At 73.3% G+C, this 25,493-nt stretch carries 25 protein-coding genes; 22 read left to right on the top strand and 3 right to left on the bottom strand.

What is annotated here, in order from left to right; translation table 11 throughout:
• The first annotated feature begins 66 nt into the window (after window positions 1–66).
• The 7 genes from ACFXMG_RS19500 to ACFXMG_RS19470 all read left to right on the top strand — a co-directional run bounded on the left by ACFXMG_RS19500 (window position 67) and on the right by ACFXMG_RS19470 (window position 8,389).
• The gene (locus ACFXMG_RS19500; protein WP_383821293.1) at window positions 67–1,554 is read left to right on the top strand and encodes an AMP-binding protein; all 1,488 of its coding nucleotides are present in this window, start codon (window positions 67–69) and stop codon (window positions 1,552–1,554) included.
• Entirely contained in the window at window positions 1,538–2,674 is a 1,137-nt protein-coding gene (locus ACFXMG_RS19495) for a MupA/Atu3671 family FMN-dependent luciferase-like monooxygenase (RefSeq protein ID WP_383821291.1), read from the top strand. The genes ACFXMG_RS19500 and ACFXMG_RS19495 overlap by 17 nt, the downstream gene beginning before the upstream one ends.
• On the top strand, window positions 2,667–3,521 hold the full coding sequence (locus tag ACFXMG_RS19490) for a hypothetical protein (protein WP_383821288.1): 855 nt from the start codon (window positions 2,667–2,669) through the stop codon (window positions 3,519–3,521). Before ACFXMG_RS19495 ends, ACFXMG_RS19490 begins: the two co-directional genes overlap by 8 nt.
• Window positions 3,518–5,320, top strand: coding sequence for an amino acid adenylation domain-containing protein (locus ACFXMG_RS19485; RefSeq protein ID WP_383821285.1), 1,803 nt, complete (start codon window positions 3,518–3,520; stop codon window positions 5,318–5,320). The genes ACFXMG_RS19490 and ACFXMG_RS19485 overlap by 4 nt, the downstream gene beginning before the upstream one ends.
• A complete protein-coding gene (locus ACFXMG_RS19480; RefSeq protein ID WP_383821282.1) occupies window positions 5,310–6,620 on the top strand; it encodes a condensation domain-containing protein in 1,311 nt (436 codons plus the stop codon). The genes ACFXMG_RS19485 and ACFXMG_RS19480 overlap by 11 nt, the downstream gene beginning before the upstream one ends.
• A complete protein-coding gene (locus ACFXMG_RS19475) occupies window positions 6,617–7,900 on the top strand; it encodes an MFS transporter (protein ID WP_383821279.1) in 1,284 nt (427 codons plus the stop codon). The genes ACFXMG_RS19480 and ACFXMG_RS19475 overlap by 4 nt, the downstream gene beginning before the upstream one ends.
• A gap of 84 nt (window positions 7,901–7,984) precedes the next feature.
• Complete coding sequence (locus tag ACFXMG_RS19470; RefSeq protein WP_383821277.1) at window positions 7,985–8,389, top strand: VOC family protein; 405 nt, start codon at window positions 7,985–7,987, stop codon at window positions 8,387–8,389.
• Here the strand turns inward: ACFXMG_RS19470 and ACFXMG_RS19465 are convergent.
• Together ACFXMG_RS19465 and ACFXMG_RS19460 are read right to left on the bottom strand one after the other, a co-directional pair.
• Window positions 8,344–9,066 (bottom strand): helix-turn-helix domain-containing protein, encoded by a 723-nt coding sequence (locus ACFXMG_RS19465; RefSeq protein ID WP_383821274.1) that lies wholly within the window; start codon window positions 9,064–9,066, stop codon window positions 8,344–8,346. The two genes, ACFXMG_RS19470 and ACFXMG_RS19465, sit on opposite strands and share 46 nt — an antisense overlap.
• Before the next feature lie 36 nt (window positions 9,067–9,102).
• Window positions 9,103–10,227 carry a YihY/virulence factor BrkB family protein gene (locus tag ACFXMG_RS19460; protein ID WP_383821272.1) on the bottom strand — a complete coding sequence of 375 codons (1,125 nt, stop codon included), beginning with the start codon at window positions 10,225–10,227 and terminating at the stop codon, window positions 9,103–9,105.
• Between the two features lie 17 nt (window positions 10,228–10,244).
• On the opposite strand from ACFXMG_RS19460, the gene ACFXMG_RS19455 reads away from it, so the two are divergent.
• The 14 genes from ACFXMG_RS19455 (at window position 10,245) to ACFXMG_RS19390 (ending at window position 23,836) form a co-directional block, all read left to right on the top strand.
• The gene (locus ACFXMG_RS19455; protein ID WP_383821269.1) at window positions 10,245–11,882 is read left to right on the top strand and encodes an acyl-CoA dehydrogenase family protein; all 1,638 of its coding nucleotides are present in this window, start codon (window positions 10,245–10,247) and stop codon (window positions 11,880–11,882) included.
• Between the two features lie 387 nt (window positions 11,883–12,269).
• The gene (locus ACFXMG_RS19450; protein ID WP_383821267.1) at window positions 12,270–13,562 is read left to right on the top strand and encodes a GAF domain-containing protein; all 1,293 of its coding nucleotides are present in this window, start codon (window positions 12,270–12,272) and stop codon (window positions 13,560–13,562) included.
• 137 nt (window positions 13,563–13,699) lie between these two features.
• Entirely contained in the window at window positions 13,700–14,269 is a 570-nt protein-coding gene (locus tag ACFXMG_RS19445) for a GNAT family N-acetyltransferase (protein ID WP_383821264.1), read from the top strand.
• Window positions 14,270–14,414: 145 nt separating this feature from the next.
• Complete coding sequence (locus ACFXMG_RS19440; RefSeq protein WP_311136957.1) at window positions 14,415–14,498, top strand: putative leader peptide; 84 nt, start codon at window positions 14,415–14,417, stop codon at window positions 14,496–14,498.
• 126 nt (window positions 14,499–14,624) lie between these two features.
• The gene (locus tag ACFXMG_RS19435) at window positions 14,625–16,322 is read left to right on the top strand and encodes a nitrite/sulfite reductase (protein ID WP_383821261.1); all 1,698 of its coding nucleotides are present in this window, start codon (window positions 14,625–14,627) and stop codon (window positions 16,320–16,322) included.
• Window positions 16,319–16,498, top strand: coding sequence for a hypothetical protein (locus ACFXMG_RS19430; protein ID WP_383821258.1), 180 nt, complete (start codon window positions 16,319–16,321; stop codon window positions 16,496–16,498). The genes ACFXMG_RS19435 and ACFXMG_RS19430 overlap by 4 nt, the downstream gene beginning before the upstream one ends.
• Window positions 16,495–17,211: a phosphoadenylyl-sulfate reductase gene (locus tag ACFXMG_RS19425; RefSeq protein WP_383821256.1), complete on the top strand. Its 717-nt coding sequence runs from the start codon at window positions 16,495–16,497 to the stop codon at window positions 17,209–17,211. The genes ACFXMG_RS19430 and ACFXMG_RS19425 overlap by 4 nt, the downstream gene beginning before the upstream one ends.
• Window positions 17,193–17,780: an adenylyl-sulfate kinase gene (gene cysC, locus ACFXMG_RS19420; RefSeq protein ID WP_383821253.1), complete on the top strand. Its 588-nt coding sequence runs from the start codon at window positions 17,193–17,195 to the stop codon at window positions 17,778–17,780. Before ACFXMG_RS19425 ends, cysC begins: the two co-directional genes overlap by 19 nt.
• Window positions 17,777–18,712, top strand: coding sequence for a sulfate adenylyltransferase subunit CysD (cysD, locus tag ACFXMG_RS19415; protein WP_383821250.1), 936 nt, complete (start codon window positions 17,777–17,779; stop codon window positions 18,710–18,712). The genes cysC and cysD overlap by 4 nt, the downstream gene beginning before the upstream one ends.
• A 2-nt stretch (window positions 18,713–18,714) precedes the next feature.
• The gene (locus ACFXMG_RS19410; RefSeq protein ID WP_383821248.1) at window positions 18,715–20,058 is read left to right on the top strand and encodes a sulfate adenylyltransferase subunit 1; all 1,344 of its coding nucleotides are present in this window, start codon (window positions 18,715–18,717) and stop codon (window positions 20,056–20,058) included.
• A 206-nt stretch (window positions 20,059–20,264) separates the two neighbouring features.
• Window positions 20,265–21,386, top strand: coding sequence for an aliphatic sulfonate ABC transporter substrate-binding protein (locus ACFXMG_RS19405; protein ID WP_383821246.1), 1,122 nt, complete (start codon window positions 20,265–20,267; stop codon window positions 21,384–21,386).
• A 24-nt stretch (window positions 21,387–21,410) separates the two neighbouring features.
• The gene (locus tag ACFXMG_RS19400) at window positions 21,411–22,205 is read left to right on the top strand and encodes an ABC transporter ATP-binding protein (protein WP_383821243.1); all 795 of its coding nucleotides are present in this window, start codon (window positions 21,411–21,413) and stop codon (window positions 22,203–22,205) included.
• Window positions 22,192–23,079, top strand: coding sequence for an ABC transporter permease (locus ACFXMG_RS19395; RefSeq protein WP_383821240.1), 888 nt, complete (start codon window positions 22,192–22,194; stop codon window positions 23,077–23,079). Before ACFXMG_RS19400 ends, ACFXMG_RS19395 begins: the two co-directional genes overlap by 14 nt.
• Before the next feature lie 10 nt (window positions 23,080–23,089).
• On the top strand, window positions 23,090–23,836 hold the full coding sequence (locus ACFXMG_RS19390) for a sirohydrochlorin chelatase (RefSeq protein ID WP_383821238.1): 747 nt from the start codon (window positions 23,090–23,092) through the stop codon (window positions 23,834–23,836).
• On the opposite strand, the gene ACFXMG_RS19385 is transcribed toward ACFXMG_RS19390, so the two are convergent.
• Window positions 23,833–24,387: a DUF1697 domain-containing protein gene (locus ACFXMG_RS19385; protein ID WP_383821235.1), complete on the bottom strand. Its 555-nt coding sequence runs from the start codon at window positions 24,385–24,387 to the stop codon at window positions 23,833–23,835. The genes ACFXMG_RS19390 and ACFXMG_RS19385 overlap by 4 nt on opposite strands.
• A 197-nt stretch (window positions 24,388–24,584) precedes the next feature.
• Between ACFXMG_RS19385 and ACFXMG_RS19380 the strand changes: the two genes are divergently transcribed.
• A complete protein-coding gene (locus ACFXMG_RS19380; RefSeq protein WP_383821232.1) occupies window positions 24,585–25,442 on the top strand; it encodes a phosphotransferase in 858 nt (285 codons plus the stop codon).
• Window positions 25,443–25,493 lie beyond the last annotated feature (51 nt).

Here is a 25,493-nt window from a genome sequence, read left to right as displayed (position 1 = left end):
AGCCGGAGCACGAGCACGAGCCCGAGTCCGAGTCCGAGTCCGAGTCCGAGCCGGAGCCTGTACGAGGTGTTCGCGGCCTCGGCGGAGCTGTACCCGGACGCCCCCGCCGTCGAGTTCCCGGACGGCGGCGCGGTGACCTACCGCGCGCTGCGACGGGGCGCGGAGGCGGTCGCGGAGCGGATCGCGGCCGAGCACGGCCGGGTCGAGCGGGTCGGCCTGCTCGCCACCCGCGGCCTCGTCGCGTACACGGGCTATCTCGCGGCCCTGCGGCTCGGCGCCGCGGTCGTGCCCCTGAGCCCCGACCATCCGGCGGCACGGATCCGCGACGTCTGCGAGACGGCCGACGTCGGCGTCATCGTGGCCGATACGACCTCCGGGACGGCCCCTGGCACGCACCGCGAAACCGAGTCGCCCGGCGGCGGCGGCCGTCCCGTGCTGCGGCTCGACGCCGAGGAGGTCCGGGCAGCGGCGCCGACAGGACGGCTCGCGCCGTACGCGGCGGATCCGGACCGGCCGGCCTATCTGCTCTTCACCTCGGGCACGACCGGACGCCCGAAGGGCATCCCGATCCGGCACCGCCACGTGCTGCCGTTCCTGGCGCACAACATCGCGCGCTTCGGGGTCGGCCCGGGCTGTCGCATGTCGCACACCTTCGAGCTGACCTTCGACCTGTCGGTGTACGACCTGTTCGTCACCTGGGGCGGCGGGGCGACCCTGGTCGTGCCGTCCAGGACCGAGCTGTTCTCCCCGGTCGACTACCTGGCCGGCCGGGGGCTGACCCACTGGTTCTCGGTGCCCTCGGCCGTCTCGGTGAGCGGCGGCTTCGGACAGCTCCCCACCGGCCGCCCGTCGGCCCTGCGCCACAGCGTCTTCTGCGGCGAGCAGTTCACCCTGGACCAGGCGCGCGCGTGGCACGCCGTGGCCCCGGCGGCGACGCTCGACAACCTCTACGGCCCCACCGAACTGACCATCGCCTGCGCCGAGTTCCGGCTCCCGGAGGATCCCGCCCAGTGGCCGGTGACCTCCAACGGCACCGTCCCGATCGGGCGGGTCTACGAGGGTCTGGAGCACCGGGTGGACGAGGGGACGGGCGAGCTGTGGGTGCGCGGACCGCAGCGCTTCGACGGCTATCTGGACCCGCGCGACGACGAGGGCCGGTTCACGGAGGACGGGTACTTCCGCACCGGGGACCGGGTCCGGGTCGAGGACGGGCAGCTCGTCCACCGGGGCCGGCTCGACGACCAAGTGAAGATCCGCGGCCACCGGGTCGAGCCGAGCGAGGTGGAGGCGGCGCTGCGCGGCCTGGACGCGGTCACGGAGGCGGTGGTCCTCGGCGTCGCCCGGGACGGGGTCACCGATCTGGTGGCCTGCTACACCGGGCGCGCGACCGGCCGGACGGAGCTGATCCGCGCGCTGCGCGGAACGCTGCCGATCCACCTGGTCCCCCGCCGCTTCGAGCACCTCGCCGCCCTCCCCCGCAACGCCAACGGCAAGGTGGACCGGAGCGCGCTCCGCCGGACGATCAGCGAGGTGGACGATGCCGCCCTCGTCTGAACCCCCGGCCACGGCCGCACCCCACCGCGCCATGGACTTCAGCCTCTTCTACTTCGCGAGCGACAGCGACAGCGACAGCGACAGCAGGAGCGACCACAACAGCGACATAAACAAGAGCGACAACAACAAGAACCTCACCAGCTCCCGCTACCGCCTCCTCCTCGAAGGGGCCCGGTTCGCCGACGCCCACGGCCTGGCCGCCGTGTGGACGCCGGAACGGCACTTCCACCCCTTCGGCGGGCTGTACCCGAACCCGGCCGTCACCGGCGCCGCGGTCGCCGCCGTCACCGAGCGGGTGGCGATCCGGGCGGGCAGCGTCGTGGCGCCCCTGCACCACCCGCTGCGCATCGCCGAGGAGTGGTCCGTCGTGGACAACCTCTCCGGCGGGCGCGTCGGCGTCTCCTTCGCGTCCGGCTGGCACGCGGCCGACTTCGCGCTGCGCCCGGAGGCGTACGCCGACCGGCGCCGGCTGATGACGGACCAGGTGCGGCAGGTGCGGGACCTGTGGCGGGGCGAGGCGCTCGCCTTCCCGGACGGAACCGGCACCGAGCGGAAGGTGACCGTCCACCCCCGGCCGGTGCAGCCGGAGCTTCCGACCTGGATCACCAGCGCGGGCGGCGTGGAGACCTTCCGGGCCGCCGGTGCCATGGGGGCGGGCGTCCTCACCCATCTGCTCGGCCAGAGCCTGGACGAACTCGCGTACAAGATAGGCGAGTACCGCGCGGCGGGCGGCCGGCACGTGGTCCTCATGGCGCACACCTATCTCGACGACGACGAGGACCGGGTCCGCGCGCTGGTGCGGGAACCGCTGCTGCGCTACCTGCGCGGCTCGCTCGGGCTGCTGCTCGGATCGGGCCTCGATAGCAGGCGTCGGATCGACCCGGCGAAACTGCACCCGGACGACCTGGAGTTCCTCGTACGCCGCTCCTTCGACCGGTACGTCGACGACTGCGGGCTGCTCGGCTCCCCGGCGACGGCGGCGCGCGCGGTGGAGCGGCTGCGCGGGATCGGCGTGGACGAGATCGCCTGCCTGATCGACTTCGGGCTGCCGGACGAGACCGTCCTGCGGGGCCTGGAACGGATCGCCGACCTCAACGCCCGGGAGCGCATTCATGGTTGACCGCTCGGGACCGACCACGGGCGGCCCGGCGTTCGCGCGGGCGGTCGCCCGGCTGCGGGTGCCCGGCATGGGCACCGAGGCGGTCGCCCCGCTCCTGGCCGGGCTGATCCGGATGACCAGGCCCCGCCGGGTCCTGGAGGTCGGCATGGGGTACACCACCCCGTTCCTGGCGGCCGCCCTGGCCGAGGTCCGGGAGCAGGCCGACGAGGAGTCCCGACTGCTCGCCGCCAAGACCCGTCCGTACCTGGGCTCCGGGGCCCCGCTGGACGACGACTGGCTGCGCGCCGCACCGGCGCTCGCCGCCCCCGCCTCGTACCTGGAGCCGTACCGGCCCCGGTTCGTGGCCGTCGACGACCGGTCGATCCCCGAGTCCTCGGCCGGGCGCGTCGAGGACGTGCTCGCCGAGCTGGGGCTGGGCGGGCAGGTCACCGTCGTGGACGCGCCGCTGCGCGAGGCCGCGGGCCTGCTGCCGGACGGCTTCGAGCCGATCGACTTCGCCTGGGTCGACGCGTGGGACTGCCTGTACTTCCTGGACCACTTCCTCGACCGGATCGACCCGGCCGGCGGCGTCGTCGTCCTCCACTACCTGATGACGTACCCGGAGGGCGAGGCGATCCTCCGCTATCTGGCCGGACTCCAGCGGGCGAGGCCGGGCGAGCTGGAGGTCCTGAACCTCCTGGAGCCGCACAAGCTCCGCCAGAACAGCGTCACCCTGATCCGCCGGACCGCCGTCGCCCCACCCCGGCTCGCCGGTCCGGGCGGCCGGATCCGGTACGACGGCGAGCTGCGCGCACACGCCACGGCCCACGCCGGGACCCTCGACAGCGAACAGGAGAACGACAGGTGAGCATCCTGCGCGGGGCCGTGACCCCCTACCCGGCCGACGCCTCCCTCCCCGAGGTCTTCGCCGCCCAGGTGCGGGCCCGGCCGGACGCGCCCGCCGTCGTCGACGGCGGGCACACCCTCACGTACGCCGAGCTCGACGCCCGCTCCGACCGCCTCGCCCGCCTGCTGCGCGACCGGGGCGTGACCGACGGCGCCCGGGTCGGCGTGCTCCTGGAGCGCGGCCACCACCAGATCACGGCGCTCCTCGCGATCCTCAAGGCCGGAGGCGCGTACGTACCGATCGATCCGGCGTACCCGAGGGAGCGCCGTGAGCACATGCTGGCCGTCGCCGAGGCGGCCGTGACGGTCACCCCCGAAGAGCTGCGCCTGGCCGAGAAGGCGCCGGAGACCGCCGGGCCGCCGCGCCTCCCGACGGGCTCGCGCATCCCCGCGTACGTCCTGTTCACGTCGGGCTCCACCGGCCGTCCCAAGGGTGTCGTCGTCGAGCACCGCTCGGTGCTGCGGCTCGTCCGCGGCGCCGACTACGTGGACCTCGGCCGGGGCCTGCGCATCGCGCAGGTGGCCGACTCCTCCTTCGACGCGTTCACCTTCGAGGTCTGGGGCGCGCTCCTGAACGGCGGCACGGTCGTCGTGCTCCCGACCGCGACCGTCCTCACCCCGGGCGCGCTGGCCACGGCGCTCGCGGAGCACCGGATCACCACCCTGTTCCTGACCTCCGCGCTCTTCACGACGGTGATGGCCGACCGGCCCGACACCTTCGCCGGGCTGCGGACCCTGCTGGTCGGCGGCGACGTGCTGAACGTCGCGGCCGTACGACGCCTGCTCGATCTGGATCCGTCCGCCCGCCCGGCCCGTCTGGTGAACGGCTACGGCCCGACCGAGGCCACCACCTTCGCCGTCTGCGGCGAGGTGACCGCGCTCGCGGCCGACGCCCGCTCGGTGCCGATCGGCCGGCCCATCGCGAACACCGACTGCTACGTGCTCGGCGAGGACCTGGAGCCGGTCGCGGACGGGCAGCCCGGCGAGCTGTTCATCGGCGGGCCGGGCGTGGCGCGGGGGTACGCGGGACAGCCGGAGGCGACCGGCGAGCGCTTCCTCCCGGATCGGTACGCGGCCGAGCCCGGGGCCCGGATGTACCGGACCGGGGACCTGGTCAGGGTGCTGGAGGACGGGCGGCTCGACTTCCTCGGGCGGGCCGACGACCAGGTGAAGATCCGCGGCCACCGGGTCGAGCCGGGCGAGGTGGAGGCGGCGCTGCGCCTGCACCCGGGGGTCCGCGACGTGGCGGTGGGCGCCGACGGCCCGTCGGGCGAGCGGCGGCTCGTGGCGCACCTGGCCCCGGCCGTCCCCGGCGAGGCGCCCACCGGGCTCCGGGAGTTCCTGACCGGGCTGCTGCCGGAGTGGATGGTCCCCTCGGCGTTCGTGGTGCTGCCGGCGCTGCCGCTGACGACGAGCGGCAAGCTGGACCGGGCGGCGCTGCCGCCGGTCCCGGCGGGCGACGGGGACACGGCCGCGGTGGCGCCCCGCAACGACCTGGAGCGGGAGGTTGCGGCGCTCGCGGGCGAGTTGCTCGGCCTGGCCCCGGTCGGCGTCACCGACGACTTCTTCGCGCTCGGCGGCCACTCGCTGCTCGCGATGCGGCTGCTGTCCCGGGTCGCCGGCACGTTCGGGGTGCGGGTGAACCTCGGCGACTTCCTCTACGACCCGACGGTCGAGCGCCTGGCGACGGAGGTGGCTGCCGGTCTGTCCGCCCACGAGGTCTCCGCCCTGGCGCCGGACGGGGTGTCCCGTGACCGGTGACCATCCGGTCTCCTGCGCGCAGAAGCGGCTGTGGATCCTCGACCGGCTCCACCCGGACTGCCCCGCGTACGCCGTCCCGCTCGTCTACCGCATCGACGGCGAGCCGCACGTCGGGGCCCTGGAGCGTGCGCTGACCGAGCTGGTCCTGCGGCACGAGGTGCTGCGGACCGGCTACCGGACGGCCAAGGGCGTCCTGCGCCAGGTCGTCCGGCCCGCGGAGCCGGTGCGGGTGCCGCGCGTGGACCTCTCCGGGCACGAGGACCCGGAGGCCGAGGCGGACCGGCTCGCCGCCGCCGAGGCACGGCGGCCGTTCGACCTGACCGGCGGCACGGTCCTGCGCCCCCTGCTCCTCACGACGGCGCCCGACCGTCACACGCTCTGCCTGACCCTTCATCACATCGTGTGCGACGGCTGGTCGCTCGCCGTCCTGGAGCACGAACTCTCCACCCTGTACGAGGCGTTCGCCGCCGGTCGCCCGCCCGGACTCCCCCCGCTCACCGAGCAGTACGCCGACTTCGCCCGCTCGCAGACCGAGCGCGTCGCGGGCACCGCCCTGGACCGCTCCCGCGACCACTGGCGCGAACGCCTGTCGGGCGTACCGGCGTTGACCGGCATCCCCGCCGACCGCCCGCGCCCGGCGGTGTGGAGCTTCGCCGGTTCCCATGTGCCGTTCACCCTCGCACCGGAGGTCGTCGCGCGGGTCGACCTCCTCGCCCGCGCCTGCGGCACCACCCCGTACGCCGTGACGCTGGCGGCGTTCGCCGCGCTGGTCCGCGAGGAGGGCGGCGGCCCGGACGTCGTGATCGGCACGCCCGTGGCCCTGCGGGAGCGCGAGAGTCACTTCGCGATGATCGGCATGTTCGGCAACACGGTCGTGCAGCGGCTCGACGTGCCGGACGGGACGAGCTTCCGCGACCTGGTGCTGCGGGCGCGCGACGCGAGCCGGGACGCCCTGGCCCATCAGGAGCTGCCGTTCGAGCTCGTGGTGGAGGAGCTGAACCCGGCGCGGGACCCGGGCGCCAACCCGCTGTTCCAGCTGATGTTCAGCCACCGGCCCGCGCAGGCGTCCGGTCTGCGGCTCGGAGGCTGCCGTGTGGCCGGGGGCTTCGGGGACACCCGGACCGCGAAGGTCGACCTGTCCCTCTCGCTCACCCGGGACGGCGCGGGCTGCGCCGGACGCCTGGAGTACAGCGAGGACCTCTTCGAGGACACCACCGCGCGGCGGCTCGCCGCGCGGTACGCGGCCCTGCTCGCCAGCGCCACCGCCCTGCCCCTGCGACCCATCGGACCGATACCGTGACCGAGACCCGATCCGCCGCCGACGCCGGACGCCCGTCCCTGCTGCGCCACCGCGACTTCATGCTGCTGTGGAGCGGCCAGACGATCAGCGAAGTCGGCTCGATGATCACCCCGTTCGCCCTGCCGTTCCTCGCCGTGACCGCCCTGGACGCCTCGAACTTCCAGGTGGGTCTGCTCACCGCGCTCGGTTCGCTGGCCTTCCTGCTCGTCGCGCTGCCGGCCGGTGTGGTGGTGGACCGGGTGGCCCGGCACCGGCTGATGATGTGGTGCGACGTGCTGCGCGCGGCGGTGGTGGCGACGGTGCCGGTGGCCTGGTACCTGGACACGCTGACGCTGACCCACCTGTGCGTGGTGGCGCTCGTCACGGGCTCGCTGACGGTGTTCTTCGACGTGGCGTACCAGAGCTATCTGCCCGTCCTCGTCGACAAGGACAGGCTGATCGACGCCAACGGCAAGCTGGGCACGACCAGTTCGGCCGCGGCGACGCTCGGCCCGACGGCGGCGGGCCTGCTGGTCGCGACGATCGGCGGCGCCCGGGCCCTGGTCGCCGACGCGGTGTCGTTCCTCGCCAGCGCCCTGTCGCTGTTCCTGATCCGGACCCCGGAGCCGAAGCCGGTCCGCCCGGACGGGCCGCGCCCGGCCTTCCGGAAGGAGATGGGCGAGGGTCTCGGCTTCGTCGTCCGCCATCCGGTGCTGCGCCGGATCGTCGCCTGCACGGGGACGGTGAACCTGTTCGCGCACATGGCGCTGGCGATGGAGATGCCGTTCCTCGTCCGGGAGCTGGGCCTCTCCCCCGGCCGGGCCGGTCTGCTGCTCGCCCTCGGGCCCGTCGGCGGCGTCCTGGGCGGGCTGCTGGCGAGCCGGATCGCCCGCGCGGTCGGCTCCGCGCGGATCATCTGGCTCGCCCCGCTCGCCCTCGGCCTGCCCTCGTACCTCGCCCCGCTCGCGTACCCGGGCTGGCGGGTGGTGCTGTACGGCATCGGCTGGTTCACGTTCACCTTCGGCGCCGTCGTCTACAACACCGCGCAGGTCACCTACCGGCAGCAGATCTGCCCGCCGGAGCTGTTCGGCCGCATGAACGCGGCGGTGCGCTGGATCGTCTGGGGCACGATCCCGCTGGGCGCGCTCCTGGGCGGCGCGTTCGCGACCTGGTTCGGGCTGCGGCCCACCCTGTGGATCGGCCTCGTCGGGGCGAGCCTCGGCGGCCTCTGGGTGTACTTCTCCCCGCTGCGGCACCTGCGCGACGTGGAGCCCGCCCCGGCCGCGCCCGAACCCGCCTGACCGCCACCGTCCCCACCACCGTGCCCGCCCCCCGTGTCCGATCCGTACAAGACGCCGGGGCCGGGTGCGCCTAGCGTCGGGGGCATGAAGACACCTCGACTCGATCTCATCGGACTGGTGGTCGCCGACATGGCCGCCTCGCTCGCCTTCTACCGGCGTCTGGGGTTCGACTTCCCGGAGGGCGCGGAGGAGGCGCCCCATGTGGAGGTGGTGCTGCCCGGCGGGCTGCGGCTCGCGTGGGACACGGAGGAGTCCGTCCGGTCCTTCGATCCGTCGTTCCGGCCCACCGAGGGGAGCCGGGGCGAGCTGGCGTTCCGGTGCGACGCGGCGGAGGAGGTGGACGCGGCGTACGCGGAGCTGACGGAGGCCGGGTACGAGGGTCACCTGAAGCCGTGGGACGCCTTCTGGGGGCAGCGGTACGCGGTCGTGCTCGACCCGGACGGCTACGGGATCTCGCTGTTCGCCGACGCTCCCGCCGCGCGCGCGTAGGCGCCCGGCGTCGTCCCCGCGAGGGCGCGGGTGTCGCGGGTCAGGTGGGCCTGGTCCGTGTACCCGGCGCGGGCGGCGACCTCGGCGAGCGGGAGGCCGGTCCGTACGAGCTCCAGCGCGCGCTGGAGCCGCAGGATCCGGGCGAGTGTCTTGGGGCCGTAGCCGAAGGCGTCCAGGGAGAGCCGGTGGAGGCGTCGGGCGCCGAGGCCGAGGGCGTCGGCGGTCTCGCCGACGGGGCGGCCCGCGCCGAGCCGGGCGGCGACCGCCCGGGTGAGCGGGTCGGCCGGTCCGGCGCGGGCGGCCAGGCGGAGCGCGTACGCCTCCAGGGCGGCCGCCGGGTCGGGGGCGGCGGCGATCCGCTCGGCGAGGCGGCGGGCCGGGGCGGCGCCCCACAGGTCGGCCAGGTCCACCCGGCGGTCGCGCAGCTCGCCGGCCGGGACGCCGAGGATCCGCGGGGCGTCACCGGGCGCGAAGCGCAGCCCGGTGTAGTGGGCGACGGCCTCCGTCGAGCGGTACGCGCGCGTGTCGGGGCCCGCGACGAGCAGCCGGCCGTCGGCCCGGATCAGGTCCATGCAGCCGTCGGGGACGACGAGGGCCGTGGAGACGACCGGGGCCGGGGCGGCCCGGGTCCACAGGACGGCTCCGTCGAGGCGGGCGGGGCGCTCCTCGTACACCATGCTCCCAGTCTCGCCGCTTCCCGTCCCGCCGGTCGGTCAGTCCTTCTCCCAGCCGGTGTGGAGGCGGGACTTCACGTCGTCCGGGGGGAGGAACCGGGACCAGCGTTCGGGGAACTCGGAGGGCATGTCGGGGTCGTCCTCGTCGACGTCCTCCGCCTCGGCGCGGATGCGGGCGACGAGCTCGGCGGCCTGGACGGCGCGGGCGCGTTCGTTGGCCTCGCGGGCGGCGGCGGTGGCGACGGACGGCCAGACGCGGTCGATGGCCGCGTTCACGGCGGCGCCGACGAGGACCGCGAAGGCGGAGACGCCGATCCAGAGGAGGATGGCGATGGGGGCGGCGAGGGAGCCGTAGATGGTGGGGCCCTCGACCTGGCTCGTCAGGTAGATCCGGAGCAGGAAGCTGCCGAAGGCCCACATCGCGAGGGCGACGAGCGCGCCCGGGATGTCCTCGATCCACGGCGATCTGACGGGGACGGAGACGTGGTAGAGCGTGGTGAGGAAGGCGATGGAGAGCAGGATGACGGCCGGCCAGTAGAGGACGGCGACGACGTTCGTGCCCCAGGTGACGAGTTCGACGACCCGGTCGGGGCCGACGACCGCGAGGGGCAGCACCACCGCCCCGATGAGCAGCGCCACGATGTAGAGCAGGAAGGCGAGCAGCCGGGTCTTCACGATGCCCCGGTGCCCGTCGAGGCCGTACATGACGGTGATGGTGTCGATGAAGACGTTCACCGCGCGGGAGCCGGACCACAGGGCGATGGCGAAGCCGATGGAGACCAGCTCGGGACGTTTCGCCTGGGTGATGTCGTCGAGGATGGGCTGCGCGATCTCGTGGACGCCGCGGTCGGAGAGGACGGTGCCGGCGGCGCGGAGGATGTTCTCCTCGATGCTGGCGACGGTGTCGGTGTTGGTCCAGTCGTCGGCGTAGCCGAGCAGGGCGATGAGGCCGAGCAGCAGGGGTGGCAGGGACAGCAGGGTGAAGAACGCGGCCTCGGCGGCGAGGCCGAGGATCCGGTACTCGATGCACGAGTTGACCGTGTCCTTGAGGAGCAGCCAGACCATCTTCCGCTTGGAGACGTTGCGGTAGAGGACACGGGCCCGGTGGAGTCTGCTCCAGGGTCGCCGCTCCGGCCGTTCGGGTGTTTCGCTTGCTGCCTGCACCTGCTTACCGTATCGGCATGGAAGCACGCTCCCACACAGTGACCAACCAGGCTCCGCCCCTGGTGGGGTACGACGTCTACACGTGCGACCGGGCGCTGTCGGAGGCGGTCGGCCGGCACCTGCCCGCGGAGCTCCTGGACGGGGCCCGGGAGGAGCTGCGCGCGCTGGGCCGGGCCTCCGGTTCGGAGCAGGTCAGGGAGTGGGGCGAGCTGGCGAACGCGTTCCCGCCGAGGCTGCGGACGCACGACCGGTACGGGCACCGGATCGACGAGGTGGAGTTCCATCCGGCCTGGCACCGGCTGCTCGGCAAGGCGGTGGCGGCGGGGCTGACGGACGCGTGGGGGCGGCCGGGCGGGCATGTGCGGCGGGCCGCCGGGTTCCTGGTGGCGACGCAGGCGGAGGCGGGGCACGGCTGTCCGCTGTCGATGACGCACGCGGCGGTGCCCGCGCTGCGGGCCGAGCCGGAGCTGGCGGCGGTCTGGGAGCCCCTGGCCGCCTCGCGGGTGTACGAGCGGGAGCTCGCGCCGGTCGCGTCGAAGGCGGGGGCGCTGCTGGGGATGGGGCTGACGGAGAAGCAGGGCGGCAGCGACGTACGGGCGAACACGACGTCGGCGCTGCCGCTGGCCGCCGACGGGGAGTACGTCCTGACGGGGCACAAGTGGTTCTGTTCGGCGCCGATGTCGGACGCGTTCCTGGTCCTCGCGCGGGCGCCCGGCGGGCTGACCTGCTTCCTGGTGCCGCGGGTGCTGGAGGACGGTTCGCGGAACGCGTTCGCGCTCCAGCGGCTCAAGGACAAGCTGGGCAACCGGTCGAACGCCTCGGCGGAGGTCGAGTTCGACGGGACGACGTGGGCGCGGCGGGTCGGCGAGGAGGGGCGCGGCCTTCGGACCGTGATGGGGATGGTGGCGGCGACCCGGCTGGACTGCGTGCTGGGGTCGGCGGCGCTGATGCGGCAGGCGGTGGCGCAGGCCGTCCACCACGCCTCGTACCGCTCGGCCTTCGGCGGTCTGCTCGTCGACAAGCCGCTGATGCGGAACGTGCTGGCGGACCTGGCGGTGGAGTCGGAGGCGGCGACCGTCCTCGGGATGCGGCTGGCGGCGGCGTACGACTCCGGTACGGAGCGGGACCAGGCGCTGCTGCGGATCGCGGTGCCGGCGGCGAAGTACTGGGTGACGAAGCGGTGCGTGCCGGTGGTGGCCGAGGCGCTGGAGTGCCTGGGCGGGAACGGGTACGTGGAGGAGTCCGGGCTGCCGCGGCTGCTGCGGGAGTCGCCGCTGAACTCGGTGTGGGAGGGCGCGGGGAACATCCAGGCGCTGGACGTGCTGCGGGCGCTGCGGACGGAGCCGGCGGCGCTGGACGCGTATCTGCGGGAGGTCGGGGAGGCGCGGGGCGCGGACCCGCGGCTCGACCGGGCGATCCGCGGGCTGCTCACCGAACTGGCCGACCTGGAGGGCGTCGAGGCGCGGGCCCGGCGGCTGGCGGAGCGGATGGCGCTGGTGCTCCAGGGCGCGCTGCTCGTGCGCTGGGCCCCGCCGGAGGTGGCGGACGCCTTCTGCGCGGGCCGGCTGGGCGGCGACGCGGGCTCGGCCTTCGGCACGCTCCCCCACACGCTGGACCTGCGCGCGGTGGTGGAGCGGGCCCGGCCGGTGGAGTGACGGGAAGTGTACGGACGTACGGGCTCCGGCCGCGCGTGCGGGAGGTCTGGCCGCGCGTACCAGGGGTGGACCCGGCGGCCTGTGGGACAGGGCGCGGGGTCGGCACGCGCGGAAGGCGGGGGTGGTGCTGCGCCGACACGGCACCACCACCCGCCGTCACCACCCTCACGCACGGGGGCGGGGCGGGGCCAGAGTTGCAAAGGGTTGCAGGATTACCCGAACCGGGCTCCCTGGAGGGCTTCCGGACGGCACGATGGACCCGCGACACTGCGAGTCACGGCCCGGGACGACCGTTCGGACGGGGCCGCAGGGCGCTCACGACGCTCCGGTCATCCGCCCGGACACTTGCAGAACCGATACAGCACACCGGGTGGCGGGGAGGGACCGATGAACAACACGCGGCTCGACATGAAGCGGCTGGCGACCATGGACGCCGCCCAGGCGGCCCGGCTGCTGCACCGCGTCCGCGAGGAGACCCTGGCCGGACGGACGCCGCCGATCGCTCCGCGCGCGGAGATCGACGCCTCCTGGCAGCGGATGGCCCGCCTCGGCCTCGACCCCGACCAGGGCACCAGCAGCGTCCTGCTCCAGCGCGACGAGCTGGAGCACCGGCGGCGGAGCACGCTGCTCGCCGAGGTGATGCAGACGCTGAGCTCCGGGCTGGCCGGGATCGCCGACGCCTCCCTCCAGATCATGGTGGTCACCGACGAGCAGGGCCGGGTGCTGTGGCGCGAGGGCCACCGCTCGGTGATCCGGCAGGCGAACGGCATCTGCCTGGAGGAGGGGGCGGCCTGGACGGAGCGCTCCACGGGCACCAACGCGGTCGGCACCGCGCTCGCCACCCGGCGCGCGGTGCAGGTCCACTCGGCGGAGCACTACGTGCACGCGCTGCACAACTGGACCTGCGCCGCCGCGCCCGTCCACGACCCGCGCGACCAGCGGCTGCTCGGCGTCCTCGACGTCAGCGGACCCGCTTCCACCTTCCACCCCTCGATGCTGGCCCTGGTCGGCTCCGTCGCCCGGCTCGCCGAGGCCGAGATGCGCGAGCGGCACCGCGGCACGGTCGAGCGGCTGCGGGCGGTGGCCGCGCCGATCCTGTGCCGGGTGGGCGGGCGGGCCGTCGCGGTGGACACCCACGGCTGGACGGCCGCGGTGACCGGGCTCGCCCCGGTGGACCGGGTCGCGCTGCCGAAGACGCTGGGCGCCGGCCGGGTCTGGCTGCCCTCGCTGGGCCTGTGCGCGGTGGAGCCGCTGCCCGGCGGCTGGCTGCTGCGCGTGGAGGAGGACACCGCGCCCGCCGGTACGGAGTCGGGGGCGGCGACCCGGGTCGTACTGGACCTGAGCCGGCCGCGCCGCTGGACGGTGGCGGTCTCCGGGGCGGCGGGCAGCTGGCAGCAGGAGCTGAGCCCGCGCCACGCGGAGCTGCTGTACCTCCTCGCCCTGCACCCCGACGGCCGGACGGCGGCCGACCTGGCGGAGGACGTGTTCGGGGACCGCACGAGGACGGTGACGATCCGCGCTGAGATGTCCCGCGTCCGCCGCACCCTCGCCGGAGTCCTGGCCCACCGCCCGTACCGCTTCCGCGAGGAGATCGAGGTCGAGATCCACCGCCCCCAGTCCCCCTCCGACCTCCTCCCCCACGCGACGTCCCCGACGATCCGCGCGGGCAGCCACGTCTGAGGCGCCGGCCCACCCCACAGCCCGGGGTGTCCACATGCCGGACGCCCCGTCCGCCGCGCCCGACCCCCCTTCGAGGAGACGGGGCCCACCCCCCGCCGACCTGGGAATCCGGCGCTCCGCATGATGCGATAGGGGGTATGAGCATCACTCTCACCACGTGGTCCCTGGAACAGACCTCGCCGGACGACCTGCGTCCGTCGCGGGTGCCCGAGGGCGACGAGATCACCGTCCGCCGGGCCGAGGTCCCCTCCCCCGAGTTCAGCCGCTTCCTCTATACCGCGGTCGGCGGCGACATCCACTGGGCCGACCGGCTGCCGCTGACGTACGCGCAGTGGAAGGAGATCGCGGAGAAGCCGGGCGCCGAGGTCTGGGTGGCGTACGACCGGGGGACGCCGGCCGGATACGTGGAGTTCGACCCGCAGGACGACGGGGTCGTCGAGATCATCTACTTCGGCCTGATCGCCGCCTTCCGGGGCCGCGGCATCGGCGGCCACCTGCTCTCCGAGGGCATCCGGCGCGCCTGGGACCTGGCCGAGCGCTGGCCGGACCGCGAGCCGACGAAGCGCGTGTGGCTGCACACCTGCTCGCTGGACGGACCGCACGCGATGGCCAACTACGAGCGCCGCGGTTTCCGCCTCTTCGACACGCGGACCGAGACCGCCGAGGAGAGCGAGACGCCCGGCCCGTGGCCCGGCGCGCACGCCTGAGCCACCGCCGGTTCGCCGCGAAAGGGGCCCTGATCAGGGCCCCTTTCGCGTGACCCAGACCACACCGTCTCACTCATCGAGACTCTGGCGTCCACATATCGGACGATGCTGGACTGGGTCCAAAGTCCCGTGACAGGCTTCCGCCATGCCTGGAACTGGAACTGCCTTGGTGAGTCGGCGGCACGTCGACCTCGGCCGCATGTCCAGCGCCATCTGTCCGGCGCGCTGAGCAAGCCAGCACCGCCGCATCCCCCTTTTTGCCCGACCCTGCTGCGCACCGCCGCGCCACTCTCTGTTCTGCGCGCGAGTGTGCAGGTCAGAGCCGCCCTCCCGCAGTCCCGAAGGACAAGACGCCATGGCCGCCACCCCGGAAAACCCCACTCCCGCCGCCGCCCGCCGCAAGACCGGGCGCCACCGTGGCGAGGGTCAGTGGGCCGTGGGGCACTTCACCCCGCTGAACGGCAATGAGCAGTTCAAGAAGGACGACGACGGTCTCAATGTGCGGACACGTATTGAGACGATCTACTCGAAGCGTGGATTCGACTCGATCGACCCCAACGACCTGCGCGGCCGCATGCGCTGGTGGGGCCTGTACACCCAGCGCAAGCAGGGCCTGGACGGCACCAAGACCGGCGTCCTGGAGCCGGAGGAGCTGGACGACGAGTACTTCATGCTCCGCGTCCGCATCGACGGCGGCCGGCTGACCACTCAGCAGCTCCGGGTGATCGGCGAGATCTCGGAGGAGTTCGCCCGCGGCACCGCCGACATCACGGACCGGCAGAACGTCCAGTACCACTGGATCCGCATCGAGGACGTCCCGGAGATCTGGAACCGCCTGGAGGCGGTCGGCCTCTCCACCACCGAGGCGTGCGGCGACACCCCCCGCGTCATCCTGGGCTCGCCGGTGGCCGGCATCGCCGCCGAGGAGATCATCGACGGCACCTCCGCCATCGACGAGATCCAGCGGCGGATCATCGGCAACCCGGAGTTCTCCAACCTGCCCCGCAAGTTCAAGTCCGCCGTCTCGGGCTCGCCGCTGCTCGACGTGGCGCACGAGATCAACGACATCTCCTTCGTCGGCGTCGTCCACCCCGAGCACGGCCCCGGCTTCGACGTCTGGGTCGGCGGCGGTCTCTCCACCAACCCCAAGCTCGGCGTCCGCCTGGGCACCTGGGTCTCCCTGGACGAGGTCCCCGACGTCTACGAGGGCGTCATCTCGATCTTCCGCGACTACGGCTACCGCCGGCTCCGCAACCGCGCCCGCCTGAAGTTCCTCGTCGCCGACTGGGGCCCGGAGAAGTTCCGCCAGGTCCTGGAGGACGAGTACCTGAAGCGGAAGCTGACCGACGGCCCGGCGCCCGCGCAGCCCGCCGGCCGCTGGCGCGACCACGTCGGCGTGCACCGCCAGAAGGACGGCAACTTCTACGTCGGCTTCGCCCCGCGCGTCGGCCGCGTCGACGGCCCCACCCTGACCAAGATCGCCGCCGTCGCCGAGGCGCACGGCTCCGGCCGGGTCCGCACCACCGCCGAGCAGAAGATGCTCGTCCTCGACGTCGAGGAGGCGCAGGTCGACTCGCTCGTCGCCGCCCTGGAGGCGCTGGACCTGCGGGTCACGCCCTCGCCCTTCCGGCGCGGCACGATGGCCTGCACCGGCATCGAGTTCTGCAAGCTCGCCATCGTCGAGACCAAGGGCCGCGGCTCCGCGCTCATCGACGAGCTGGAGCGCCGCCTGCCGGAGTTCGACGAGCCGCTGACGATCAACATCAACGGCTGCCCCAACGCCTGCGCCCGCATCCAGGTCGCGGACATCGGTCTCAAGGGCCAGCTGGTCCTGGACGACGAGGGCAACCGCGTCGAGGGCTACCAGGTCCACCTGGGCGGTGCCCTCGGCCTGGAGGCCGGCTTCGGCCGCAAGGTCCGCGGCCTCAAGGTCACCTCGGCCGAGCTCCCCGACTACGTGGAGCGCGTCCTCACCCGCTACCAGGCGGAGCGCGCCGACGGCGAGCGCTTCGCGACCTGGGCCGCCCGCGCCTCCGAGGAGGCCCTGTCATGAGCGAGCGCGCCGCGCCCTTCTTCTGCCCCTACTGCGGGGACGAGGACCTGCGCCCGAACGAGCAGGGCCACGGGGCCTGGGAATGCGCCGCGTGCAGCCGAGCCTTCCAGCTGAAGTTCCTGGGGCTCCTGGCCCCGGCGACTTCGAACAACTCATCTGGAGGGGACGGGATATGACGGTCAATCAGCTCAACGGGCCGACCACCGACGCCGAGCTCAAGGCGCTCGCCGAGCAGGCCGGCCGCGACCTGGAGGACGCCTCCGCGCTGGAGATCCTCCAGTGGGCCGCCGCCACCTTCGGCCCGCGGTTCTGCGTCACCTCCTCCATGGAGGACGCGGTCGTCGCCCACCTCGCCTCCCGCGCCATGCCCGGCGTGGACGTCGTCTTCCTCGACACCGGCTACCACTTCGAGGAGACGATCGGCACCCGTGACGCCGTCGAGGCCGTCATGGACGTCAACGTCATCACCCTGACCCCGCGTCAGACGGTGGCCGAGCAGGACGCCGAGCACGGACCGCGACTGCACGACCGCGACCCCGACCTGTGCTGCGCGCTCCGCAAGCTCCAGCCGCTCCAGGACGGGCTCACCGCCTACTCCGCGTGGGCGACCGGCCTGCGCCGCGACGAGTCCCCGACCCGGGCGAACACCCCGGTCGTCGGCTGGGACGAGAAGCGGCGGAAGGTCAAGGTCTCCCCCATCGCCCGCTGGACCCAGGACGACGTCGACGCCTACGTGACGGAGCACGGGGTCCTCACCAACCCGCTCCTCATGGACGGTTACGCCTCCGTCGGCTGCGCCCCCTGCACCCGCCGGGTCGAGGCCGGCGAGGACGCCCGGGCCGGCCGCTGGGCCGGCCGCGCCAAGACCGAATGCGGGCTGCACGGCTGATGACCACCCCCGACACCACCCCCCTGGAGACCCACGTGACCGGTGCCACCGTCTGGCTCACCGGCCTGCCGAGCGCCGGCAAGACCACGATCGCCTACGAGCTGGCCGGCCGGCTGCGCGAGGAGGGCCACCGCGTCGAGATCCTCGACGGCGACGAGATCCGCGAGTTCCTCTCCGCGGGCCTCGGCTTCTCCCGCGAGGACCGGTTCACCAACGTGCAGCGGATCGGCTTCGTCGCCGAGCTGCTCGCCTCGCACGGCGTGACCGTCCTCGTCCCGGTCATCGCCCCGTACGCCGACAGCCGCGAGGCCGTCCGCAAGCGGCACCAGGCCGAGGGCACGGCCTTCGTCGAGGTCCACGTGGCCACCCCGGTCGAGGTCTGCTCGGTCCGCGACGTCAAGGGCCTGTACGCCAAGCAGGCCGCCGGCCAGATCTCCGGCCTGACCGGCGTCGACGACCCGTACGAGGCCCCCGAGACCCCCGATCTCCGGATCGAGTCCCAGGACCAGACCGTGCAGGAGTCCGCGGCGCGGCTCCACGCGCTGCTCACCGAGAGGGGTCTGCTGTGACCACCGTTGCCCATACGCACGACACGACGGACAGTCCGTTCGCGCTGTCGCACCTCGACTCGCTGGAGTCCGAGGGCGTCCACATCTTCCGTGAGGTGGCGGGCGAGTTCGAGCGGCCGGTGATCCTCTTCTCCGGCGGCAAGGACTCCATCGTCATGCTGCACCTGGCGCTGAAGGCGTTCGCGCCCGCGCCGGTGCCCTTCACGCTGCTGCACGTCGACACGGGCCACAACTTCCCCGAGGTCATCGAGTACCGCGACCGCGTGGTCGCCGAGCACGGGCTGCGGCTCCACGTCGCCTCCGTGCAGGACTACATCGACCGCGGCGCCCTCAAGGAGCGCCCGGACGGCACCCGCAACCCGCTCCAGACGGTGCCGCTGACCGAGGCGATCCAGCAGCACCGCTTCGACGCCGTCTTCGGCGGCGGCCGGCGCGACGAGGAGAAGGCCCGCGCCAAGGAGCGGGTGTTCAGCCTCCGCGACGAGTTCTCCCAGTGGGACCCGCGCCGCCAGCGCCCCGAGCTCTGGCAGCTCTACAACGGCCGGCACGCCCCCGGCGAGCACGTCCGGGTCTTCCCGCTCTCCAACTGGACCGAGCTGGACGTCTGGCAGTACATCCAGCGCGAGAAGATCGAGCTCCCGGAGATCTACTTCGCCCACGAGCGCGAGGTCTTCGCCCGCAGCGGCATGTGGCTGACGGCCGGCGAGTGGGGCGGCCCGAAGGAGACCGAGCAGGTCGAGACGCGGCTGATCCGCTACCGCACGGTCGGCGACATGTCCTGCACCGGCGCCGTCGACTCCGACGCCACCACGCTGGACGCCGTCATCGCCGAGATCGCCGCCTCCCGGCTCACCGAGCGGGGCGCCACCCGGGCCGACGACAAGCTGTCCGAGGCCGCGATGGAAGACCGCAAGCGCGAAGGGTACTTCTAACCATGAGCACGTCCACCGAGCAGCCGGCCGCCGAGCTGGCCGCCACCACCCTGCTGCGCTTCGCGACCGCCGGCTCCGTCGACGACGGCAAGTCCACCCTGGTCGGCCGGCTCCTGCACGACTCCAAGTCGGTCCTCGCCGACCAGCTGGAGGCCGTCGAGGCCGCGTCCATCAAGCGCGGCCAGGAGGCCCCCGACCTGGCGCTGCTCACCGACGGCCTGCGGGCCGAGCGGGAGCAGGGCATCACGATCGACGTCGCGTACCGCTACTTCGCGACCCCGCGCCGGCGCTTCATCCTCGCCGACACCCCGGGGCACGTGCAGTACACCCGGAACATGGTGACGGGCGCCTCGACGGCCGAGCTGGCCGTGGTCCTCGTCGACGCCCGCAACGGCGTCGTCGAGCAGACCCGCCGGCACGCCGCCGTCGCCGCCCTGCTCCGCGTCCCGCACGTGGTCCTGGCCGTGAACAAGATGGACCTCGTCGACTACGCCGAGCCCGTCTTCGCCGCGATCGCCGAGGAGTTCACCACGTACGCCTCCGAGCTCGGCGTCCCGGAGATCACCGCGATCCCGATCTCGGCGCTCGCCGGTGACAACGTGGTGGAGCCCTCCGCGCACATGGACTGGTACGGCGGCCCGACCGTCCTGGAGCACCTGGAGACCGTGCCGGTCAGCCACGACCTGACGGCCTGCCACGCCCGCTTCCCGGTGCAGTACGTGATCCGCCCGCAGACCGCCGAGCACCCCGACTACCGGGGTTACGCGGGCCAGATCGCGGCCGGCGCCTTCCGGGTCGGCGAGCAGATCACCGTGCTCCCCTCCGGGAAGACCTCCACGATCACCGCGATCGACGCGCTGGGCGAGCCGGTGGACATCGCCTGGGCGCCGCAGTCGGTCACCATCCGGCTCGCGGACGACATCGACATCTCGCGCGGCGACCTGCTCGCGCCGAGCGCCGACGCCCCGGCGACCAGCCAGGACGTCGAGGCGACGGTCTGCCACGTGGCGGACCAGCCGCTCACCGTCGGCCAGCGCGTGCTGCTCAAGCACACCACCCGCACGGTCAAGGCGATCGTCAAGGAGATCCCGTCCCGGCTCACGCTGGACGACCTCTCCCAGCACCCGGAGCCCGGGCGGCTGGTCGCCAACGACATCGGCCGGGTGAAGGTCCGCACCGCGGAGCCGCTGGCGCTCGACGCGTACGCGGATTCCCGCCGTACCGGTTCGTTCCTGCTGATCGACCCGGCCGACGGCACTACGCTCGCGGCGGGCATGGCGGGCGAGTCCTTCGCCACGACCAAGGCCGTCGTCAGCACCGACGACGAGGAAGGCTGGGACTTCTGATGGCGAGTCAGGACTTCTACGGGACCTTCGCGAAGGAAGGCGGCCGGGTCGGCTCCGGCGCCCTCGGCGCGGGCAGAGGAGGTGTCGCGCGATGTGCGTGCTGACCTCGAAGCACCGCGCGAGCGGTGCGACACGGCTCCACCCGCTCCACCCCGCACGTCACAAACACAGACTTCGAAGACGCTGAATCGAGGGGAAAACCTCCCGTGCCTGCCACCACCCGCACCACCCTGCGCCGCGGCCTGGTCACCGCCGCCACCCTGCCTCTGCTGATCGGCGCGCTCGCCTCGTGCGGCTACGGCTCCACCGCCAAGAAGGACGACTCCGCGGAGAAGGCCCCGATCGCGGCCGACGCGAAGAAGCTCTCCGCCCCCGAGGTCCGGATCGGCTACTTCCCGAACCTGACGCACGCCACCGCGCTGATCGGCGTCAAGAACGGCCTGATCCAGAAGGCGCTGGGCGGTACGGAGCTCAAGCCCCAGACCTTCAACGCCGGCCCGTCCGAGATCGAGGCGCTCAACGGCGGCTCTCTCGACATCGGCTTCATCGGCCCCTCGCCGTCGATCAACGCCTACGTCAAGTCCAAGGGCAAGAACCTGCGGATCATCTCCGGCTCCGCCTCCGGCGGCGTGAAGCTGGTCGTGAACCCGGACAAGATCAAGACCCTGGACGACCTCAAGGGCAAGAAGATCGCCACCCCGCAGAAGGGCAACACGCAGGACGTCGCGCTCCTCAACTGGATCGCGGAGAAGGGCTGGACGGTCGACGCGGAGTCCGGCAAGGGTGACGTCTCCGTCGTCCGCACGGACAACAAGGTGACCCCGGACGCGTTCAAGTCCGGCTCCATCGACGGCGCCTGGGTGCCCGAGCCGACCGCCTCCAAGCTGGTCTCCCAGGGTGGTTCGGTGCTCCTCGACGAGACCTCCCTGTGGCCCGACAAGAAGTTCGTGATCACGAACATCATCGTGTCGCAGACGTTCCTCTCGGAGCACCCGGACGTGGTCGAGGCGGTCCTCAAGGGCACGGTCGAGACCAACGCGTGGATCAACGCCAACCCGGAGAAGGCGAAGGAGTCCGCCAACGCCGCGTTGGAGTCGCTCAGCGGCAAGGCCCTGGACGCCAAGATCATCGGCCCGGCGTGGCCGAGCATCGCGATCACCAACGACCCGCTGGCGGCGACGCTGAAGACGCAGTCCGAGTGGGCGGTCAAGGCCAAGCTCATCGACCAGCCCGACCTGGCCGGCATCTACGACCTGAAGCTCCTCAACAAGGTGCTGAAGGCCGCCGGACAGCCCGAGGTCTCCGACGCCGGTCTCGGCGTCAAGTAACGGAACCCACAGGAGGTGACGACCATGGCCACGACGTTCGCCAAGGCTGCCGAGGGCACCGTAGCGGAGCAGACGCACGCCGCCCGGATCGAGCACGTCTCGAAGTCCTTCTCCGGCCCGGCCGGTACCCAGCTCGTCCTGGACGACGTCAGTCTCGACGTCGCGCCCGGAGAGTTCGTCACCATCCTGGGGGCCTCGGGGTGCGGCAAGTCCACCCTGCTCAACCTGGTCGCGGGACTGGACCGGCCGACCCAGGGGTCCATCGCGACCCCGGGCGGCCGGCCGGCCCTGATGTTCCAGGAGCACGCCCTCTTCCCGTGGCTGACCGCGGGCAAGAACATCGAACTCGCCCTGCGGCTGCGCGGGTTGCCCCGGGCCGCGCGCAAGCCGGAGGCCGAGCGGCTGCTCGAACTGGTCCGGCTGGGCGGCGCGTACGGCAAGCGGGTCCACGAGCTGTCCGGCGGCATGCGGCAGCGCGTGGCGCTCGCCCGGGCGCTCGCCCAGGACAGCCAGCTGCTGCTGATGGACGAGCCGTTCGCGGCGCTCGACGCCATCACCCGCGATGTGCTGCACGGCGAGCTGACCCGCATCTGGGAGGAGACGAACCTCTCCGTCCTCTTCGTCACGCACAACGTGCGCGAGGCCGTCCGCCTCGCCCAGCGCGTGGTCCTGCTCTCCTCCCGGCCCGGCCGGGTGGCCAAGGAGTGGACCGTGGGCATCCCGCAGCCGCGCCGCATCGAGGACGCGGACGTGGCGGAGCTGTCCGTCGAGATCACTGAACACCTGCGTGGGGAGATCCGCCGCCATGGCCAGCACTGACACCGCAGCGAAGGTCAAGCCCGACGACCTCGCCGGCCTGGAGGCCGGGCTCGACGCGCTGGACGCGGTCGAGGTCCGCCGCACGCCGGTCCGCGAGGTCCTCCTCAAGAAGGTCCTCCCGCCCACCCTCGCCGTCGCCCTCGTCCTGATCGTCTGGCAGGTCCTGGTCTCCGCGAAGATCACCGAGGAGACCAAGCTCCCCGCGCCGTCCGCGGTGTGGGACGGCCTGGCCGACATGTGGCTCCAGGGCACCCTCCTGGAGGTCATCTGGACCAGCGTCTCCCGTGGCCTGGCCGGCTTCCTGCTGGCCCTCGCCATCGGCACCCCGCTCGGTCTCCTCGTGGCCCGGGTGAAGTTCGTGCGCGCCGCGATCGGCCCGATCCTGTCCGGCCTCCAGTCGCTGCCCTCGGTGGCGTGGGTGCCGCCGGCCGTGCTCTGGTTCGGCCTGAACGACGCGATGATGTACACCGTCATCCTGCTCGGCGCCGTCCCCTCCATCGCCAACGGCCTGGTCTCCGGCGTGGACCAGGTGCCGCCGCTCTTCCTGCGGGCCGGCCGCACCATGGGCGCCACCGGCCTCAAGGGCACCTGGCACGTGGTGCTCCCCGCCGCGCTGCCGGGCTACCTGGCCGGCCTGAAGCAGGGCTGGGCCTTCTCCTGGCGCTCGCTGATGGCGGCCGAGATCATCGCCTCCTCCCCCGACCTGGGCCTCGGCCTCGGCCAGCTCCTGGAGAACGGCCGCAACAACATCGACCTGCCCGGCGTCTTCCTCGCGATCCTGCTGATCCTGGTCGTCGGCATCGCCATCGACCTGCTGATCTTCAGCCCGCTGGAGCGCTGGGTCCTCCGCAGCCGCGGCCTGCTGGTGAAGTGAGCGACCGACCATGAACCGCCCCGTCCTCCTCGTCATCGCCCACGGCAGCCGCGATCCGCGGCACGCGGCGACCGTCCAGGCGCTGGTGCGCCGGGCCGGCGCGCTGCGGCCGGGGCTGCGCGTCGAGACCGCGTTCCTGGACTTCAACCTGCCCTCGGTGGCGGGCGTCCTGGACCGGCTCGCCGCCGAGGGGGTACGGGACGTGGTGGCGCTGCCGCTGCTGCTGACCCGGGCCTTCCACGCGAAGGCCGACATCCCCGCCGTGCTGCGCCAGGCCCCCGCCTCCCTGCGGATCCGCCAGGCGGAGGTCCTCGGCCCCTCCCCGCTGCTCCTCGCGACGGTGGAGAGCCGGCTGTACGAGGCCGGGCTCACGCCCGGCGACAAGAGCACCACCGGGGTCGTCCTGGCCTCGGCGGGCTCCACCGACCCGGAGGCGATCGCGGCGATCGCAGAAACGGCGCGGGAGCTGCGGCGCACCGGTTGGTGCTCCGTGCGACCCGCGTTCGCCTCCGCATCTCTTCCCCGCACGGACGAGGCGGTACGGGCGCTGCGCGCCGAGCCCGGCGTCCGGCGGGTGGCGGTCGCCCCGTACGTGATCGCCCCGGGCCGCCTGCCGGACCGGATCGCGGCCGGCGCGGCCGGGGCGGACGTCCTGGCCGGCGTCCTCGGCGCCTCCCCCGAACTGGCCCGCCTCCTCGTGGAGCGGTACGCGGAGGCGGTCCGCGCCCCGGAGCGCCTGGCGGTCGCCGCCGGCTAGGACGCGGCGGTCATCTCGACCAGCTTGCGCACCGTGTTCCAGTTGCGGGCGGTGGCCACCAGGCCCTTGGTGAGGGACGGACGCATCACGGCCTCGGCGAGCTTGGAGCGGCCGAGGCCGTCCGGCGTGTACAGGTACATGACGCGGTCGCCGAGCGCGAAGGACTCGGGGCGGTGGGCCTCGGCGTCGACCGCGGCGAAGCGCTCGGCGGTGACCGGCTCGGAGTAGTACACGGCGTGCAGCTGCTTCCCCTCCAGTTCCGCGGCGGGGAAGGGACACGCCTCGGCGACGGCGGCCAGGTAGGCGCCGTCGCGGACGAGGCAGTCGCAGCGGAAGCCGAACCGCTCCTCGATCGCGTCCTCGATGCCCGCGGCGAGGGTGGCGGCGGAGGCGGAGCCGGTGGTGGTGAAGACGGCGTTGCCGCTCTGGAGGTAGGTGCGCACGTCGCCGTGGCCGAGTCCTTCGAGGAGCGCGCGCAGCTCGGCCATGGGGAGTGTGCGGTGGCCGCTCACGTTGATGCCGCGGAGGAGGAGCGCGTACGTCGTCGTCATGCGGCCCAGCCTAAGAGGCCACCGCGCCTCGTGGGGGGTGGCGCGGTGGCTGGTTGGAACCCTCTCCGATGGACGGTGGCGAACGGAAGACCCTTCACCCATCTGTGACTTATTGAACAAGGTTTCTTAATGCCGGGGGGTGCTGCCAGGGATGGGAGACTGCTCGCGCACACGTACCACCGGGTAGGGAGAGAGTGATGGACGAGGCGAGGGCGCGGGAGATCCTGGCCGCGGCGGGGCTCGCGGCCGGCGGGGCGCGGCTCCTCGCGATGGGCGAGAACGCGGTCTTCGCCGTGGACGGCGTGGTCGTCAAGGTGGGCCGGTCCGCCGAGCTGTTCGAGCGGGCCGGGCGGGAGGTGGCGCTGGCCGGCTGGCTCGCGGAGGCGGGCGTGCCGACGGTGCGGGCGGCGGAGAAGGAGCCGCGGCTGGTCGAGGGGCATCCGCTCACCTTCTGGCATCCGCTGCCGGAGGCCGTCCGCCCGGCCGAGCCGCGCGACCTGGCGCCGCTGCTGCGGAAGGTGCACGCGCTGCCCGAGCCGGCGGGCCTCGTCCTGCCCCGGCGTGAGCTGCTGGGCGGGGTGGAGCGCTGGCTGCGGCTGGCCGGGGACGCGATCGACCCGGCGGACGCGGCCTTCCTGCGGGAGCGGCGGGACGCCTTCGCCCCGTCGGCGGCCGCGCTCACCCCGCGCCTGGCCCCGGGCCCGATCCACGGCGACGCCCTGTTGCGCAATGTGCAGGTGGGTCCGGACGGGCCGGTCCTGATGGACCTGGAGACCTTCTCCTCCGACCTGCGCGAGCACGACCTGGTGGTCCTGGCGCTCTCCCGCGACCGGTACGGCCTGGACCCGGCGGCCTACGACGCCTTCACGGAGGCGTACGGCTGGGACGTGCGGGAGTGGGAGGGGTGCGCGGTGCTGCGCGGGGCGCGGGAGACCGCGAGCTGCGCCTGGGTGGCGCAGCACGCGCCGCACAACCCGAAGGCGCTGGCCGAGTTCGAGCGGCGGGTGGCCTCGCTGCGGGACGGCGACCCCGAGGTCCGCTGGTATCCGTTCTGACCGGACTGCCATCATAAGGCCCGTCGAACCGGCCCGCGGGAACGGGGTGTT

It is taken from the genome of Streptomyces sp. NPDC059201, assembly GCF_042754585.1.
Lineage (GTDB): Bacteria > Actinomycetota > Actinomycetes > Streptomycetales > Streptomycetaceae > Streptomyces.
This window is presented reverse-complemented; position numbering and strand designations above follow the sequence as displayed.